Annotated in this window: 12 protein-coding genes and 3 pseudogenes; 13 read left to right on the plus strand and 2 right to left on the minus strand. The window is 40.6% G+C overall.

Features of this window, described 5'->3' with window-relative positions:
* The first annotated feature begins 202 nt into the window (after window positions 1-202).
* From RRG12_RS37515 to RRG12_RS37555, 9 genes are all read left to right on the plus strand, one after another.
* Window positions 203-1792 (plus strand): DHA2 family efflux MFS transporter permease subunit, encoded by a 1590-nt coding sequence (locus tag RRG12_RS37515; protein WP_420762700.1) that lies wholly within the window; start codon window positions 203-205, stop codon window positions 1790-1792.
* 601 nt (window positions 1793-2393) lie between these two features.
* Window positions 2394-3119, plus strand: a complete 726-nt coding sequence (gene cysH, locus RRG12_RS37520) for a phosphoadenosine phosphosulfate reductase (RefSeq protein ID WP_420762701.1) — start codon at window positions 2394-2396, stop codon at window positions 3117-3119.
* Between the two features lie 376 nt (window positions 3120-3495).
* Entirely contained in the window at window positions 3496-4749 is a 1254-nt protein-coding gene (gene sbcD / locus RRG12_RS37525) for an exonuclease subunit SbcD (protein ID WP_069068675.1), read from the plus strand.
* A 1115-nt stretch (window positions 4750-5864) separates the two neighbouring features.
* Window positions 5865-7022, plus strand: coding sequence for a sulfate ABC transporter substrate-binding protein (locus RRG12_RS37530; RefSeq protein WP_420762702.1), 1158 nt, complete (start codon window positions 5865-5867; stop codon window positions 7020-7022).
* 57 nt (window positions 7023-7079) lie between these two features.
* On the plus strand, window positions 7080-8081 hold the full coding sequence (locus RRG12_RS37535) for a PstS family phosphate ABC transporter substrate-binding protein (RefSeq protein ID WP_069068678.1): 1002 nt from the start codon (window positions 7080-7082) through the stop codon (window positions 8079-8081).
* 146 nt (window positions 8082-8227) lie between these two features.
* On the plus strand, window positions 8228-9169 hold the full coding sequence (gene pstC / locus RRG12_RS37540) for a phosphate ABC transporter permease subunit PstC (RefSeq protein ID WP_420762703.1): 942 nt from the start codon (window positions 8228-8230) through the stop codon (window positions 9167-9169).
* Between the two features lie 6 nt (window positions 9170-9175).
* A complete protein-coding gene (gene pstA, locus RRG12_RS37545; protein WP_069068680.1) occupies window positions 9176-10075 on the plus strand; it encodes a phosphate ABC transporter permease PstA in 900 nt (299 codons plus the stop codon).
* A 51-nt stretch (window positions 10076-10126) separates the two neighbouring features.
* The gene (pstB, locus tag RRG12_RS37550) at window positions 10127-10954 is read left to right on the plus strand and encodes a phosphate ABC transporter ATP-binding protein PstB (RefSeq protein ID WP_420762704.1); all 828 of its coding nucleotides are present in this window, start codon (window positions 10127-10129) and stop codon (window positions 10952-10954) included.
* A gap of 398 nt (window positions 10955-11352) precedes the next feature.
* On the plus strand, window positions 11353-12351 hold the full coding sequence (locus tag RRG12_RS37555; protein WP_069068682.1) for a helix-turn-helix domain-containing protein: 999 nt from the start codon (window positions 11353-11355) through the stop codon (window positions 12349-12351).
* 24 nt (window positions 12352-12375) lie between these two features.
* Here the strand turns inward: RRG12_RS37555 and RRG12_RS37560 are convergent.
* Window positions 12376-12654, minus strand: a pseudogene (locus RRG12_RS37560) (DUF4351 domain-containing protein); the annotation flags it as partial.
* A gap of 218 nt (window positions 12655-12872) precedes the next feature.
* Between RRG12_RS37560 and RRG12_RS37565 the strand changes: the two are divergent.
* The 4 genes and pseudogenes from RRG12_RS37565 to RRG12_RS37580 all read left to right on the plus strand — a co-directional run.
* Window positions 12873-15401 carry a TonB-dependent siderophore receptor gene (locus RRG12_RS37565; protein ID WP_420762705.1) on the plus strand — a complete coding sequence of 843 codons (2529 nt, stop codon included), beginning with the start codon at window positions 12873-12875 and terminating at the stop codon, window positions 15399-15401.
* 55 nt (window positions 15402-15456) lie between these two features.
* Entirely contained in the window at window positions 15457-16419 is a 963-nt protein-coding gene (locus tag RRG12_RS37570) for an ABC transporter substrate-binding protein (protein ID WP_420762706.1), read from the plus strand.
* A gap of 200 nt (window positions 16420-16619) precedes the next feature.
* The gene (locus RRG12_RS37575) at window positions 16620-17045 is read left to right on the plus strand and encodes a hypothetical protein (RefSeq protein ID WP_420762707.1); all 426 of its coding nucleotides are present in this window, start codon (window positions 16620-16622) and stop codon (window positions 17043-17045) included.
* 82 nt (window positions 17046-17127) lie between these two features.
* Window positions 17128-18009 (plus strand): annotated as a pseudogene (locus RRG12_RS37580) (single-stranded-DNA-specific exonuclease RecJ); the annotation flags it as partial.
* A gap of 68 nt (window positions 18010-18077) precedes the next feature.
* Here RRG12_RS37580 and RRG12_RS37585 read toward each other — a convergent pair.
* Window positions 18078-18239: pseudogene (locus RRG12_RS37585) on the minus strand (7-cyano-7-deazaguanine synthase); the annotation flags it as partial.
* Window positions 18240-18245 lie beyond the last annotated feature (6 nt).

Here is an 18245-nt window from a genome sequence, read left to right on the forward strand (position 1 = left end):
ATTGGGGATTGGGGAATGGGGAATGGGGAATGGGGATTGGGGAATGGGATCGCTGCTGCTTTCCTTGACCTTTTTTATATGATACGCTACCGTATCGTATAGATGAAATGCTTAATTTTAGCTTTGCGATCGCTCTGATACTAATTATCGAAAAGAAAGTTGGATTTCATCTGGGCTTCTTAATTACAAATTAGTATTATTGATGGCTACCAACATTAAACGTTCTAGTTTTGACCAATTTGGTTATGTCCACGGGCCATTGAAGTGGGCGATCGCTTTTACGGCTTCCCTTGGTGCGATCTTAGAAGTAATTGATACCAGTATTGTTAACGTTGCCCTGACAGATATACAGGCTAGTTTGGGTGCAACTGTCAGTGAGGTTGGCTGGGTGGTAACTGGATATGCGATCGCAAATGTCGTCTTAATTCCCTTATCTGCATGGCTGGGAGATTACTTTGGACGCAAAACCTACTTTATCTTCTCGTTGATTGGCTTCACCCTGGCCTCGGTTTTATGCGGGTTGGCATTTAATCTCCCGATGCTAGTTTTTTCTCGAATTCTTCAAGGTTTATGTGGTGGCGGGTTGCTAGCTAAAGCCCAAGCGATTTTGTTCGAGACTTTTCCACCTGCTGAACAAGGTTTAGCACAAGCAGTTTTTGGGGTGGGTGTAATTGCTGGGCCAGCCATCGGCCCGACTTTAGGGGGATTTTTAGTAGATGGCTTAGGCTGGCGGTGGATTTTCTTTGTTAATATTCCCTTCGGGATCGTTGCAGTGGCGATGTCAGTGGTATTTTTGCCCAAAGACAAAGACAAAAGTGAGACACAAAGCCAAGCCGTCGATTGGTTCGGGATTGGGTTTTTGGTGATTGCTATTGGCTGTATGCAAACTTTGTTAGAGGAAGGAGAGAAAGAAGACTGGTTTTCCTCCGGTTTTATCACCACATTAGCGATCGCCAGTATTATCGGATTGGGATTATTTATTTGGTACGAGTTGAAAATAGACCATCCTGCCGTTGACTTGAGAGTTTTACGTCACCGTTCTTTAGCTGCTGGAAGTGTGTTATCTGCCGTGGTAGGAATGGGGCTTTATGGCACACTCTTTGCTGTGCCGATATTTGCTCAGAGTGTGCTGCACTTTACAGCAACGCAGACAGGACTATTGTTAGCACCTGGTGCTTTAGCATCTGCGATCGTCATGGTTGTATTGGGCAAGCTGTCCACCAAAATCGATGCCCGATTTTTAATTGCAATGGGTGCTGTGGGATCATCTGGAGTCATGTTTCAACTCGCAGCAATTACCCCACAAACTGGCATAGATGATTTATTTTGGCCATTGGTATGGCGTGGGGGTTTTACTGTGTTGATGTTTCTCCCTTTGAGTTTGGCAGTTTTAGGCCCGCTACCCAAACCGGATATTTCTGCCGGCTCTGGTTTCTACAACCTCACCCGACAACTGGGTGGTAGCATTGGCATTGCTCTACTGACCACTTTACTTGACCGACGAGAAGCTTTTCATCGAGCCATCCTATTAGCAAAACTTAGTCCTTATGACCCAGAAACCAATCAGCGCCTCGATGCGCTCAATGGGGCACTGCAAGGTCAAGGTATGGATGCGACAACGGCTCAACAACAAGCACTAGCTTTATTAAGTCAAACAGTAGATACCCAAGCTGCGGTTTTGTCTTACGCAGATTGCTTTCGGGTGGTAGGGGTAGGCTTCCTTTGCTCATTACCTCTGTTGCTATTTCTGGGTAAAGGCGGTGCAGGAGTGAAAGCGCCAGTTGGTCACTAGGGGTCTATCGCATCCCTATTCTAAATTCTCTGATTGCAAAGCTACGTAAAAACACGGCTTCAGAATTATTCTCTGCCGAAAATTACAGTAGAAATTTAATACACACGGATTTATCTGGATAAAAAAAGTAAAAGTCCCACTCAGTTTTGAACGGGACTATGTGAAGTCTTATTACTAAAATTAGAAATTTTGATCTAGAAAAAGTTCATGATTGTGATGATGCCAACGCTTGTTAACATCATTAAAGCGCCCATAATTATAGATTGTCCTAATGGATTGCTGAATTTTGCATTGTTCATTTAAGTAAAATCCCTTTTATTAATAGTCCCTTAACCATATCAAAATCAGTATATATATCTATAAAACCATTGTAAAACTTAAATTACCGTAAAATTTCTTAGTAAATACTTATTTTTGGACTTAAGTATCAATTTTTACTTTTAATGATTTGTTCTTCTGGTCTGCCGACTTCCCATTCTCCAGTTCCAAAACGTAGTAATTTCCGAACAGAATAAATACCTGAACTCCGAGCGGAATACGTGCCTTGATGGGATAAAATAAATCTTAATCAAGGTAAAAATATTTTGAATAGAAGATTATCATGACAGCATCCACGGAATCTAGAAACCAAGCGATCGCTTTTGACTTAGAAAAATTAAATGAGCAATTTGAAACTGCCACTCCCAAAGAAATACTGGCATGGTCTATAGAGAATATCCCAACGGGACTGGTGCAAACAAGCGCCTTTAACGTGGATGATATGATAATTACCCATATTCTTTACAGTGAACTGAAGCATCCCGTTCCTGTGATCTTCCTCGACACCTTGCACCACTTCCCTGAAAGCCTAGAATTAGTAGCCAAAGCTATACAAATCTACAACCTGGATTTGCAAACTTTCAAAACTCCAGATGTAGACACCCGCGAAGCCTTTGAAGCCAAATACGGCGACAAACTCTGGGACAAGGATATTGCCAAATTCCACCACATTACAAAAATTGAACCACTGCTACGGGGTCTAGACGAACTCAATAGCGTCGCTTGGATTACCGGACGCCGCCGTGACCAAGCAGTAACCCGTGCGAATATGCCCATATTTGAATTCGACGGTAAAGGTCGGCTGAAAGTAAATCCTATAGCTACCTGGACACGCAAAGAAAGCTGGCTTTACGTGGCTGAACACGGAGTTATCTACAACCCCCTCCACGACCAAGGTTATCCCAGCATCGGCGACCAACCCATCACCACCAAAGTAGGCGAAGGCGAAGACGAACGCGCCGGACGCTGGCGGGGAAGCGATAAAACAGAATGTGGAATTCATATTTAGTCATTGGTCATTTGTCATTTGTCATTAGTATTTAGACAAAGGACTAAGGACTAAGGACTTATACCAATTTGAAAAAAGAATGCGACAAATAGACCATTTGTAGAGACGCGATTCATCGCGTCTTTATCCAAGCATGTGTTGCAATCATTAATTGAATTGGTATTATTTATAGCGGTTCTCAATTGCATGGAATGCAAACCGAACCCCCAGCCCCTTCCCTTCTAGCGTTGGGGAGTAAAGTAAATTCAAAGCCTCTCTCCTAAAAGGAGAGAGGTTTGGAGAGAGGTCAAAATGTATTGCATACAAACGAGAACCGCTATAGTCATTTGTTATTAGTATTAGACAAAGGACAAATGACTAAGAACAAAGGACAAATATGATTAAAATCCTCCATCTCTCCGATATCCACATGGGAAGCGGCTTCTCCCACGGACGAATTAATCCGACAACTGGATTAAACACACGATTGGAGGATTTTGTCAATACTCTCTCTATATGTATTGACCGAGCGCTGACAGATGCGGTCGATATGGTGATATTTGGTGGCGATGCTTTCCCGGATGCGACACCACCACCTTATGTACAACATGCTTTTGCCAACCAGTTTCGCCGTCTTATGGATGCCAATATTCCCACAGTCCTATTGGTAGGCAACCATGACCAACATTCCCAAGGACAGGGAGGGGCGAGTTTAAATATTTATCGCACTTTGGGAGTGCCAGGGTTTGTTGTTGGTGATACATTAACTACTCACTGTATTGAAACCCGTAATGGCAAAGTGCAAGTAATTACTCTGCCTTGGCTGACTCGTTCCACACTGATGACTCGCCAAGAGACTGAAGGTTTATCTTTAGCGGAAGTAAACCAACTATTAACGGAACGTCTGCGAGTTGTTTTAGAAGGGGAAGTTCGCCGTCTTGACCCCGATGTGCCTACTATTCTTTTGGCTCACTTGATGGCTGACAATGCAACCTTGGGCGCAGAACGCTTTTTGGCAGTAGGTAAAGGCTTTACTCTACCCCTATCTTTGCTGACACGACCTTGTTTTGATTATGTAGCATTAGGACACGTCCACCGCCATCAAAATCTGAATAAATCCAACAATCCGCCGGTGATTTATCCAGGGAGTATTGAACGGGTAGATTTTAGCGAAGAAAAAGAAGACAAAGGCTATGTGATGCTGGAACTGGAGCGGGGCAGCGCTGAATGGGAATTTTGTCCCTTAACAGTTCGGACTTTCCAGACTATTGAGGTGGATATCTCGAAAGCAGATGATCCGCAAGCGGTGTTAATGAAAGCGATCGCCAAGTATGATATTCAAGATGCTGTAGTGCGGCTAATTTACAAACTCCGCTCTGAACAGATGGATTTAATTGACAGTTCCTCTCTACATACTGCTTTAAGTCCCGCTCACACCTACACCATTCAAGCAGAATTAGTCAGTCAATTAGCCAGACCCCGAATTCCTGAATTGAGTGCGAGTAGCAGCATCGACCCAATGGAAGCGTTAAAAACTTACTTGAACAACCGCGAAGACCTCAAAGATATTGCAACATCAATGATGGATGCAGCGCAGAAGTTACTAGCAGATGAAGTGGAAGTTTGGCTGGAAGCAGCAAATAATTCGTAATTCGTAATTCGCAATTAATAATTCTTATGGAATTGCCACGGAAAGCGAGTTTATTTTCGTCAAATTAGTGACAGTAAATCCACCGCGTTATGCTTTATCAAAGGTTTTTTTGATGCTAAACCCTGGAAATGAATTGTACCACGTGCTACGTATATTGAAGGGTCTGACTCAGTTGGTGAGTACTTAAATATTATCGCCTGATTATCTGTTCTACCAGGAGAGTCAATATCTGACAACCAGCCGCTACATCAGTTAGCATTAAGTGATGAGAAAATGTCTGAGATTTGAATAGTAGTGATTACAGGAGTAAGTATAAAATGAAGATTAGGGGAATAAAACGCGGTTAAACTATTGAATTATTAGAGCAAATTCACAGTATTCCTGATGGAGCAGAAATAATCGTTAATCTAGAGCTTACTTCTACTGAACCTGTCGTAGCAAAACTAGACTTGACAGATGAAGAAAGGCTTGCAAAATTGAATAAATTATTTGGAGTTTGACAAGACTAACCAGAGTTGATAGATATATTTGCTGAACTTGACCAGCAACGTCATCCTTACCAAGGAAGGATGATAGACTCAATAGATAAAAATAGATAAATAGAAGAAAGACTAAAACTTTAGATGAGTTAGTGGAACGCATTAAAGAAGCAATTGAACTTTGTTTAGAATTTGAGGAAGAACAGCAGGATTCACTCGACTTTGTTGGTATTCAATGAGTTGCAGTTGAGATATGAGTCAATTCCCAAGTGTCACAAGAAGGGAAGTTATTGCAATGAGTGCGATCGCAAAATATGATACTCAAGATGTTGTAGTGCAGCTACTTTGTTTTAAAAAAAGCTTTATTGGCTAAAAAATTCGAGTTTATATTATTATTTTGTATTACTTATTACATCTTTTTGGCAAATTTCATGTATGTGTGCAATCAGAGTGTCTCCCTTTCCAGCAGAAAAAACCCGTTTCTTGAAATCCCTTGGTAAATCAGACTTTTGATGACAAATTGCTCACCTAGTAAAAAAAAATTAATCCAGATGATGAATATTATTCTATATACCCTATAATTCTTTTAATTACGGTATACATCTAGAAATACCGTAGATTTAGGGGTAAATTCTGATGAGCAAGTCGCAACAACCAACACAATTAAGTAAATTCCTAAGTGAAGGGATACAGGCTTATGCCATAAAAGCCTTGCGGACTATAAAATTCTGCTATCAACACACAATTAGAAGTTGGTTGAATAGACACACTGTGCAAAGCTTTGTAAGTCTATTTCTAATAGGTACTTTTTTGAGTATGGCTGTTGCCTCCTGTTCTGAAAGTAGTTCAGCTAGCAAAAATGATGTTAATATCAAACTTGCTTCTTTCTCCGTTACCAAAGCTGCACATGACCAGATAATTCCCAAATTTGTCGAAAGCTGGAAGAAAGAACACAACCAAAACGTCACGATTGAGGCGACTTATGGAGGTTCTGGCGCTCAAGCGGCTACAGTCATTGACGGTTCGCAAGAAGCAGATATAGTACATTTGGCACTTCCCCTAGATGTGATCAAAATTCAGCAAGCAGGTTTGATTAAGTCAGGTTGGGAAACCAGATATCCGAGAAATGGTATTGTCAGTAAATCTGTAGCTGCGATCGTTACTCGTGAAGGTAATCCCAAAAACATTCAGACTTGGGCAGACTTGGCAAAAGATGGCGTGAAAATAATTGCAGCTAACCCAAAAACTTCTGGTATTGCTATCTGGGAATTCTTAGCTTTTTGGAGTTCTGTGAGTTTAACAGGTGGTGACGAAACCGCAGCATTAGATTATGTCACCAAAGTTTATAAGAACATCCCGGTATTGACGAAAGATGCCCGTGAAGCTAGTGATTCATTCTTCCAAAAAGGTGAGGGAGATGTCTTAATTAACTACGAAAATGAGGTAATTTTGGCGCAAATAGGTGGATTGAAACTGCCTTATGTTGTGCCTCAAGTTAATATTTCCATTGATAATCCTGTAGCTCTAGTTGATAAAAACGTTGATAAACACGGTACAAGAGAAGTTGCACAAGCATTTGTCAATTTTCTTTACTCAACAGAAGCTCAACGGGAATTTGCTAAATTACAGTATCGTCCTGTTAACCCCACTGTCACTCAAGAAGTAGCGTCAAAACAGCCGCCAATTAAAACTTTATTTACCTCTCAAGATTTAGGTGGTTGGGAGCTTATCCAGAAAAAGTTTTTTGAAGATGGGGCAATTTTTGACAAAGTTCAAGCTGCTAGCAAAGCATAAACTTTACTTTTTTAAGCAGCATTATTGGTATAGTCACTTTATCTCAATTGTTAATTTATGAGCTTTCATCGCAGATTTAAAGATAGCTTTTTCTTCACATCTTTAATGGTTCTTGCCAGTAGCATCACTGCTTGTAACGGTGGACAAGAATTGAAAAGTCAAGTGAGTATTGATGGTGCAGCCGTGGGTTTTCCTATTTCTTTAGCAGTTGCAGAAGAATACCAGAAGGTGAAATCTGACGCGAAAGTTAGTGTTGCTTCCAGTGGTACTGGTGGCGGTTTCAGTAAATTTTGTAATGGCGATATTGATGTTGTTGGTGCTTCTCGTACCATCAGAAATGAAGAAATTAAAAAATGTAAAAGTAAGAACATTGAGTTTGTGGAGTTACCGATAGGTTTAGACGGCGTAGCTGTAATTGCAAATCGTAAAAACGATTTTGCTAAATGTCTAACTATTAAGGAAATGAACACAATTTGGAGTGCTAAATCAGACGGCAAAATCTTGACTTGGGATCAAGTTAATCCTAAATTTCCTAAGCTACCACTGAAGCTTTATGCTCCGGCTTCTGATACGGGAACTTTTGATTATTTAACTCAAGCCGTTACTGGTAAAGCCAAGAATGGCCGCACCGACTACACTCCTAGCCATAATCAAAATCTGCTAGTGCAAGGTGTTTCTGGAGATGAATCAGCATTGGCTTATGTAGGGATATCTTACTACATTCAAAACCAGGAAAAGCTCAATTTAGTTGCTATCGAAAATCTCAAAGGAGAATGCAAAAAACCAGTTCCGTTGGATAATGTCCTCAAAAATACCTACACACCTTTGTCTCGTCCCCTGTTTATATATGTCAGTAAGATATCTTTAGATAACAAACCAGCAGTCAAAGAATTTGTAGATTTTTATCTAGAAAATTCTTGGAAGTGGGTAGATGGTGCTGGATATGTAGCACTACCTGATGAAGCTTACGTCAAGGTAAAACAAAAATTTGCTGCTGGTGAAACTGGGACAAAATTTCAAAAAGCCAAACCAGGTGAACCAATTACAAACTTTCTTTAGACAAATACCCAGTCAAAAAATTTTAGATTTTAGATTTTGGATTTTGGATTGATGCCGCAGATAAATTTGGGGGAATCTGGAGGGTTGTAGCATCAAATAATTATTGACCATTTGTAACTTGATTTGTAGTCACAACTTCACTGTTTATGCAAAATTCCACTTCTCAAGACGATCCTTATTTACTACCCAGACAATCACTAGACAAAAATATATCTGAAGATATATCAGAAAGGATTGTGGGAACGATTTTATTTGCTTGTGCTTTAGTTTCTGTTTTGACTACCTTTGGTATTGTCATAATTATTTTTCAGGAGACATTTGGTTTTTTCCAAGAAGTTTCCTTTGCTCAATTCTTTCTTGATACTAAATGGACACCTCTATTTGCAGAGAGGCATTTTGGCATTTGGCCTTTAATTAATGGCACTTTCTTGACTACAGCTATTGCTATGTCAGTGGCGATTCCTTTGGGTTTATGTTCTGCCATTTATTTGAGTGAATATGCTCAACCCAAAGTAGCAGCAGTTTTACGCCCAGCCGTGGAACTTTTAGCAGGAATTCCAACTGTAGTATATGGTTACTTTGCACTATTGTTTCTGACACCATTGCTGCGGCATATTATCCCTTTAGAAATATTCAATTCCTTAAGTGCGGGGGTAATGATGGGAATTATGATTACTCCCACCGTTGGTTCTATTAGCTTAGATGCTATTAAATCAGTTCCGCGTTCTTTGCGCGAAGGAGCTTATGCTTTAGGTATCACTAAACTAGAAACTATTTTTAAAGTAGTTTTACCAGCCGCACTTTCGGGAATTATCGCTTCGATTATTTTAGGTATTTCTCGCGCTGTGGGTGAAACAATGACTGTCCTCATCGCCGCCGGACTACAGCCAAAGCTGACTATTAGCTTTGCAGAATCAATCGCAACGATGACTGCTTATATGGCACAAATTTCTGGTGGAGATAGTCCGCGTGGAAGTCTCAATTTCAAGACTTTATATGCTGTAGGTGCGGTTTTGTTTTTGATTACCCTATCTTTGAATATTGTTAGTTACTGGATTGCTAATCGTTATAAGGAAAAATACGAGTAATAAAATATGGCTACTAGTTATCAAGAAAATGATTCCTTTGCATCTGGGGCAGAATTTACTGATAATGTTGACAAAAGGGAGAGTTTAGGAAAAGTATTTGAAGTAATTTTTTTATTCGGTTTGATGATTGGGATATTTGTCCTAGCTTTGCTCCTTTTCGATATTTTGGGAGACGGATTAGGTAGATTTTTGTCCCCAGGATTTCTCACAGATACCCCTTCTCGTTTTCCTGACCAAGGTGGTATTCGTCCTGCTATTGTTAGCAGCATTTTGTTGGGACTTGTTGTGATTTTTGTAACTGTCCCAATTGGTGTAGGAGCAGCTTTATATCTCGAAGAGTATGCACCCAAAGCTTGGTGGACAGCGATTATTGAGATTAATATCAGTAATCTGGCGGGTGTACCTTCTATCGTCTATGGGTTGCTGGGTTTAGGAGTTTTTAATTATTTGCTTGGGTTTGGCCCTGCTTTGATTTCTGGTGCATTGACTTTATCTTTGCTGTCTTTACCAGTCATTATTGTCACCTCTAGAGAAGCAATTCGCGCTGTCCCGGATTCTTTGAGAAATGCTTCTTACGGCTTAGGTGTCACCAAATGGAAAACTATTAGCAGTCATGTCATACCTTATGCTGTTCCTGGTATTTTGACAGGGGTGATTATCTCTGTATCTCGTGCTATTGGTGATGCAGCATCTCTAATTGTTGTCGGTGCTGTAGGTTTTCTTACTTTTGACCCTGGTTTGTTCCAGAGATTTATGGCATTACCCATTCAAATTTACAGTTATATCACTCGTCCTGAACCGGGTTTTGCTAGTGCAGCAGCAGCAACAATTATTGCGTTGTTGCTCTTGATTTTAGCTTTAAATGGTGTAGCAATTTATATCCGACAACGCTTCTCAATCCGTTAGATAATTAAATATCTAATTTAATACATTCACAGATATTAGGAGATACGAAAAATGACTTATAGCAATAGTAGAAGTCAATCAGATAGTGCCACAATAGACAAAGATAATTCTGTATTTAATGTTGAAGGTGTGAAAGTCTATTATGGAGGATTTCTAGCACTTATAGATGTCTACCTAAAAATTCCTGATAAACAAATTATTGCTTTTATTGGCCCTTCAGGATGTGGTAAAAGTACCTTATTGCGTTGCTTCAACCGGATGAATGATTTAATCCCTGGTGCTAAGGTTGAAGGTAGACTGAATTATCGCGATCGCAACATCTACGATTCTAAGATAAATTCGGTCAAATTACGCCGCCAAATCGGAATGGTTTTTCAAAGACCGAATCCTTTCCCTAAGTCAATATACGAAAATATTGCCTTTGCACCGCTTGCTAACGGTTACAAAGGTAACGTTGATGAATTGGTGGAAGATTCCCTCAGACGCGCTGCTATTTGGGATGAAGTCAAAGACAAACTCAAAGAGAAGGGAACTGCATTATCTGGCGGACAACAGCAACGACTTTGCATTGCGCGTGCGATCGCTATGAAGCCAGATGTATTATTGATGGATGAACCATGTTCTGCTCTCGACCCAATTTCTAGCCGCCAAGTAGAAGAACTCTGCTTAGAACTTAAGGAGCAATACACCATCATCATGGTGACACACAATATGCAGCAAGCTTCTAGAGTCGCAGATTTCACAGCTTTCTTCAATACAGAAATTGACGAGCATGGTAAACGTCGGGGAAAATTAGTTGAGTTTAATCCGACAGCGCAGATGTTCAGTTCACCTCAAACCAAAGAAGCTGAAGATTATATCAGTGGACGCTTCGGTTAAAGAGATATCACAGGAGAAAGGGAAAAGCCAAGTTCAGTTAGTTAGTGACTATTATTTCTTTGGCTTTTAATCTTTTTCCTTTGATTTAAATTTAGTCAACTCAATGTCACCTTAAAAAATCCTTCTACCTTCTCTATAAATCAATACGCTTGGGTTAAGGTTACTGGTGTAGATAATTTGTCTTTGAAGACGCGATGAATCGCCGTCTCTACAAGTGTTTTGTTGCTCATTCTGAACTGTATTGCTCTATAAATAAATTCGCTCCTCTCAACCTTTTGGGTGAGTGGAAACCTTCACTTGGAAAAATGCCATAGTTGTCAAGCGATCGCCTCACTATCTTTACCCAATTTAATGAGATAATTTCTTAATTAGGGGATAAATTTAGACTTGAGCAGAATATGACTATCACCATTTCCCAACAAGCTTACAACGAATTGTGGAACGAGATGCGGACTAATGGAACTAGTCACTATCCTGACCCCAAGGATAAGTTTGATGTGATACACAAGTTCCCGCAGCCATTGGGAAGGGGTTACTGGCGAGAAATTCAACTCAGGGAAGGTTTTAATTTGACCATTGCTGACTATAGAGTGTGCGATCGCCTGATGATAGAATTCTCCGATCTGGATACAACCGGCATAGAGTATCACTTTCATCTGTCTGGACAAACTCAGTGTCGGCAAACTTTTCTGGAAGGTGGAAGATATGGTGTCTACGGTAGAGGTATAGAAAAAGAATCACTAGGTGATATTTCCACCAAACAGCCTTTCTTGGAAGTGATTATCGAAATGTTGCCTGAAACACTGCACTCTATGGCTGGTTATCCAGATGGGGAAATACCAAGAGAATTACAGCATTTGGTCGGAACATCTGCACAACCATGCTACTGTCGTGATGGTATTGCAACACCAGCTATGCAAACTGTCGCCAAGCAAATTATCCACTGTCCTTATCGGGGAATCGCCAAGCGGGTTTATCTGGAAGGTAAAGCTTTAGAGTTGATGGGAATGTTGTTAGCTGTGGAAATGGAAATTCAAGAGAGTAATAGCAATCCTCATCCATTAACAGGCGATTTAGTAGACAGAATTTATTATGCTAGGGATATTTTGCAGCAAAGATTAGAGAATCCACCTAGTCTCAGAGAGTTGGCAAGGCTGGTAGGGTTAAATGAATGTACTCTCAAACAGGGTTTTCGTGAGGTGTTTGGTACAACAGTATTTGGTTTTCTCCACGGTTATTGCATGGAACAAGCATGGCAAATGCTGCAAACTGGGACATGGAAAGTTGGAGAAGTTGCCAATATGGTCGGTTACAATGATTTGACTGCCTTTGGGAGAGCCTTTCGGAAAAAGTTTGGCATCCGTCCACGGGATTGTATGAAAAAATTTTCCGTTTGAGCCTTCATGGTTTTCCCAGAGAATTTACGAGTGATCTGCAATCGCTTCTAACCAAACTAGTAAATCTGCCATACTAGTAAAATCAAGCAACGCTTCACCGAGATTTTCCAGTTGTTCTAGAGACAAAGATTCCACACGCTGACTTACCTTTTGAGGTAATTTGCCCACCCTACGGGTTAATAGACGCGAAATCAGTGTGCGGGCTTCTACTGAGCGTCCTTCTTCCTTAATTTCTCTATAAACCCGTGTTTCTTGGAGTGTAATTCCTAACATTTCCTCTACCTCCCGTTGACTCTTACCTTCAAGCGACTCTCCTAGAGTATCGCTTCTAAACTAACAGAGCAAATCTGGGAGAGCCTTTCGGAAAAAGTTTAGCATCCGTCCACAGGATTGTTTAAAAACAATTTCCGTTTGAGCCGAATAAAAATTCCGTTTAAGCAGAATTATCACTATCTTCACCTTGATAGTTTTCCCTAAGCTAATCAGGAAAAGTTTTTATTAAGCTTTAAGGTGTGGGAGTGATGGTGAATTTTTTACAACTGCGGCTGTCGCTATTGCTGACAGGTGTATTTTTTCTTCTAGGAATGCAAGCAACATGGGCAAAAGATGCTAATTCTTTTGGCAACTCTCAAATTTTGGTACAGTCACCAACACCTACATCAGAAATTATCGCGATCGCGGGAGTAAAAGCAACTTCCACCCAAAATGGTGTGGAGGTAATTTTAGAGACACCCCTTGGAGAACAACTACAAATTACAAATCGCAGTACTGGTAATAATTTTATTGCCGATATTCCTAATGCTCAATTGCGTTTACCTAACGGCAATGCTTTCAACTTCCGTTCAGAAAAACCAAATGCGGGAATTACTGAAATAACAGTTATCAATATTGACACTAATACTGTGCGGGTGACAGTAGTAGGTGAAACAAGTTTACCAACAGTTGAATTATTTGATGACAATACAGGGCTGGTTTTTGGGATAAATTCTAGTGCAACCGCGATGCAGCCACCACAGCAGTCGGAAACGCCTCCAGTAGAAGAAATACCAGAAACTCAGACACCGCAAAAAGAACCAGCAGCGCAGCAAGATGATGCGATTGAGTTGGTAGTGACAGGAGAACAAGATGGATATCGTGTACCAGATGCTAACACTGGAAGTAGGCTGGATATTCCACTACTAGAAACACCTGCATCAATTGGCGTAATTACAGAGGAATTCATTGAGGATAAAGCACCCCGACGAGTAGAAGACTTAGCCCCTTACATTAGTGGAGTCACGGCCGGAAACGTTGGACAGGGTGGACTGTTCACTGACTTTCAAATTCGTGGATTTAGTACAGGTAGCCAAGTTTATGTCAATGGGTTACGAGATAATTACCGCTCTTTAATCAGAGACTTTGCTAATATTGAACGTCTAGAAATTTTGAAAGGTTTCTCTTCGTTACTTTATGGCACAGGTTCACCTGGTGGAGTAGTTAACTATATTACAAAGAAGCCCCAAGCTACGCCCAGTTATAAATTTTCAGCCGATATAGGCAGCTTTAATTTTTATCGCAGTGAGGTGGATTTAACAGGGCCGTTAACTGACGACAAAAATGTACTTTATCGCTTGATTCTGGCCTTTCAAGATTCAGATTATTTTGTAGACAACGTTGAAGATAATCGTATTTTTGTGGCTCCCTCAGTAACGTTATCAACGGGCGAAGGCGGTTCTTTAACAATTGAAGGTGAGTATTACCGGCAAGATAAAGACTTTAATACTGGAGCAAAATTTTTTAATGGTGAGTTTTTCTATGACCGCAGTTATACAGATCCCCGCAATAGCCAAATCTACAATCACTATCGGATTGCAGCTTACTTAGATCAGCCAATTAGTAAGGATTGGTCGCTTAACCTCAGCGGTCAGTACTTTAATACACAAAGAGAAGCTAATCCGATCTTTGTCGCACTTGGTTTTGAGGGTGATACTCTAACACGTTTCTACCGAACAATTTTTGATGACTATAATCAATACAATCTTCGAGGTGAAATCAGAGGTAACTTCAATATTGGAGAGACAGAACATAAGTTATTAGCAGGCGTTGAATACAATAAATACAGTTCAAGGTTCAATGGTGTTAATGCTGGTTTTTTTGGTAGTATTGACGTTGCTAACCCTACTTTTGATGTTCCTATCCCCACCGGACTTACTAATAGCACAGTTGATTTTAGTGACAGCAATTGGGGCGTTTACATTCAAGATTTCATAAAACTTGGGCAATTTCGTTTACTGGCAGGTTTGCGCTACGGCGGATTTGAGTATATAAGTGGTGGCGTACCTGCACAAGATGACAATTACATTTCTCCAAGCATCGGGTTAGTTTATAGTCTGACAGATTCAGCTTCAATTTATGCTAGCTTTAGTCAATCGACAGAGCCACAATTTGGTTTACTTTCAGACGGTGGTTTTCCTGAGGCTAGAAAAGCTACTCAATATGAAGTTGGTACTAAAGTAAATCTGTTAAATGATAGAGTGAGTATCACGGCTGCACTGTTTCAGTTGGAACAAACAAACATTGCAGAAACAGATCCCAGCAACCCTGATTTCAGCATCCTTGTAGGCGATATTCGTAGCCGTGGATTTGAATTGGACGTTACAGGAAAAGTAACCGAGAATTTTAGCTTGATTGCAGCTTACACCTACCTAGATTCAGAAGTTACCAAAAGTGTTGTCCCTGGACAAGAAGGTAACCGCCCGATTAATACTCCAGAACACAGCGTGGGGCTTTATGGTAAGTACGACTTTACTGGAGGTTCGCTCAGAGGGTTGAGTTTAGGTACTGGTTTAGTTTATGTGGGTGAAAGAGAAGGAGATAACGAAAATAGTTTTGAGCTTCCTGGCTACGTGCGAGTAGATTTAGGTGCTGCTTACAAAGTTAATAACCTGACTTTTCGGTTAGGTATTGAAAACCTCTTTGATATTCGTTATGCTTCCGGTTCAAACAATTCAGCAAACATTTCTCAAGGTTCACCTTTTGCCGTGACTGGTTCAGTTTCAGTGCAGTTTTAATTTAGGTTTTATCTAAGAGATAATTTTGCGGACATCTTGAGAAGTTGACTGAAGCATGAAAAGAGTGACAATACGCTATTGGATACGTTGTTTAGTATTAATGCTTTTGATTATTGGGCTGATTACAGCTTGTAGTCATCACACAGTTAAAAACACAGTTTCTCCTACTAATTTGGCAAGTAAAGATTGCCGCGTCGTTCAACACACAATGGGAGAAACCTGTGTTCCTATAAACCCACAGCGTATTGTCACTTTTTCTTTACCGACTTTAGGTAATGCAATTGCCTTGGGAGTTAAGCCCCTGGGAAGTACCTATGTTGATATGCTGGATGAACATACATATCTAGAAGGTAAAGTTGAAGGTATCAATTCATTAGGAATTTCTTCACCTAATTTAGAAAAGATTTTACTGATTAAGCCCGATATTATTATAGGTTGGAATGCGGAAAAACAATTTTATCCTCTCCTTTCGCAAATTGCTCCTACTGTACTATTTAATTGGCAAAATAAAACTTGGCGAGAGTTATTTGATTTTGTGACTCAGGTTTTAGGAAAACAAGAGGCTGCACAGCAAGCTTGGGAACATTATCATCAACGAGTTGAAAAACTCAAAGCAGCTTTGGGCGATCGCTATAAAAACAAAGAAATTTCTCTCGTATTTTTAGCTCCTGGTGTGATATTTAGTGAAACTAAAAACTCCTTTCCTGATTTTATTCTTCAAGATGTCGGGCTACAACGTCCCCAAGCTCAAAATGCGATCGCACCTTCTGCACAGCTTTACATTTCTATAGAAGAATTAGAGAAAGCTGATGGTGATGTGATATTTGTGGGAACTTTGACTGATGATAGCCAAAATTTTCTTGAGGAACTCAAAGAAAAACCACTCTGGAAACATCTTCGAGCAGTTCAACAAAATCATGTTTACCCTATCAATTACTTGACTTGGAGAGGAGGAAATTTACTTGCGGCTGATGCTGTAATTGATGACCTTTTTAAATACCTCGTCAACAAACCCTAAACCAATGTCTAGAGACATTCGATATTGACTTCAAAGAGATCGAAATTTACGCTATTAGTGCGAGAGAAGATGTTTATAAAAAATAATTTGTAATCAGTAATTTAATAACTGGGAATTACCAAAGTAATTTTGGAAAATATACTGAGGTTTAACGGGGCTTATTAAAGTAGTATTTCGGTACAGTGTTTGTACTATGTATTATGTTTAGACCTCTATCATTTGCTTTAGTCGCAGCTACCATTGTAGTTACAGCAATCAATAATCCCAGCAATACTTTAGCTGGAACTTGTGCTTCTAAGTGTGGTTCTCGCCCAATTCAGTTTACACCGGGGCAACACATCCGAGTTGAAGTTGTAAATAGCACACCCAACCTGATTAAAATCCAAAAGCCCTCCGGGACTGGTGCAATTTCTTTGAGTCCAGGACAGAAATTAAATTTAGAACAAATAGAGGGTACAGAGCCAAATACATCTCTGATATTTTGGAGCGAAACGGGTTTATCACTACAAGCAATTGTCTCGAAACCTAACTTTGGTACATTGCGGCTAGAACTCCGTCCGACTTGGCGCTCTCCAGGCGATCGCTCGTTGTATATTATGGATGATGGTAAGATAAACGTGTTTTAGATAGCAAATTAATGTTATTAGTTATGAGTTAAGAAACAACTTTAAATTCAACACTCCTAACTAATAACTCCTGACTTGTATTGTGCTAGACCGACCTGTATCTGAATTCTCAAAACCTACCAGGCGCTTACCTGATCAGCGCTGGCAAGTTTATCCGCAAAAACCAGAATTTGCCCAAAAGCTGGCGGTTTTGACAAATATTTCACCAATTGTCAGCCAGTTGTTGATTAATCGGGGTATGGAAACACCAGAACAGGTACAAGCATTTTTAAATCCAGAATCTTTAGTTTTGCCTTCGCCGTTAGAAGATTTCCCAGATTTGGCGATTAGTTTGGAGTTGTTGCAAAATGCGATCGCTTCTCAAACAAAAATTGCGATTTGTGGTGACTACGATGCTGATGGAATGACCAGCACTGCTCTACTTTTGCGTAGTCTCCGCACTTTAGGCGCACAGGTAGATTATGCTATTCCCAGCCGGATGCATGAAGGCTACGGTATTAATAAACGCATAGTTGAAGAATTCCACAGCGAAGGTGTGGGGCTAATTCTGACTGTAGATAATGGCATCTCTGCGTTTGAACCAGTTGCTAGAGCTAGAGAACTTGGTGTTGCAGTAATTATCACCGATCATCATGATATCCCCCAAAAATTACCGCCAGCTAACGCTATCCTCAACCCTAAACTAATAGCTGAATCCTCACCTTATCGGGGTGTTGCTGGTGTTGGTGTTGCTTACATTTTGGCAGTGTCTTTAGCACAACAGCTAGGGGCGACTAAGGGCTTGATCCAACCGATGTTAGCACTGTTTACACTGGGAACGATCGCAGATTTAGCCCCCTTAACTGGTGTGAATCGCCGTTGGGTGAAACGCGGTTTACAGCATTTACCCAAATCAAACTTAGCTGGGATACAGGCGTTGATTCAGGTAGGTGGAGTGCAGGCGAGGGATGAGGGAGCAGGGGGAGCAGGGGGAGCAGCGGGAGCAGAAGAACCAGAGGCCCAATGCCCAATGCCCAATGCCCAATGCCCACATTAAGCATAGGCCACTGGATCAACAAGTCCCAATTCGGCAAAAGCTGCTAGCCGCAAGCGACAAGAATCACACACGCCGCAGGCGACATCACCACCGGCACAGCAAGACCAAGTTGACACCCAAGGAACCCCCACTTGGTCCACCAATTGGATGATTTCAGTTCATGT

Source organism: Nostoc sp. CALU 546, assembly GCF_048836525.1.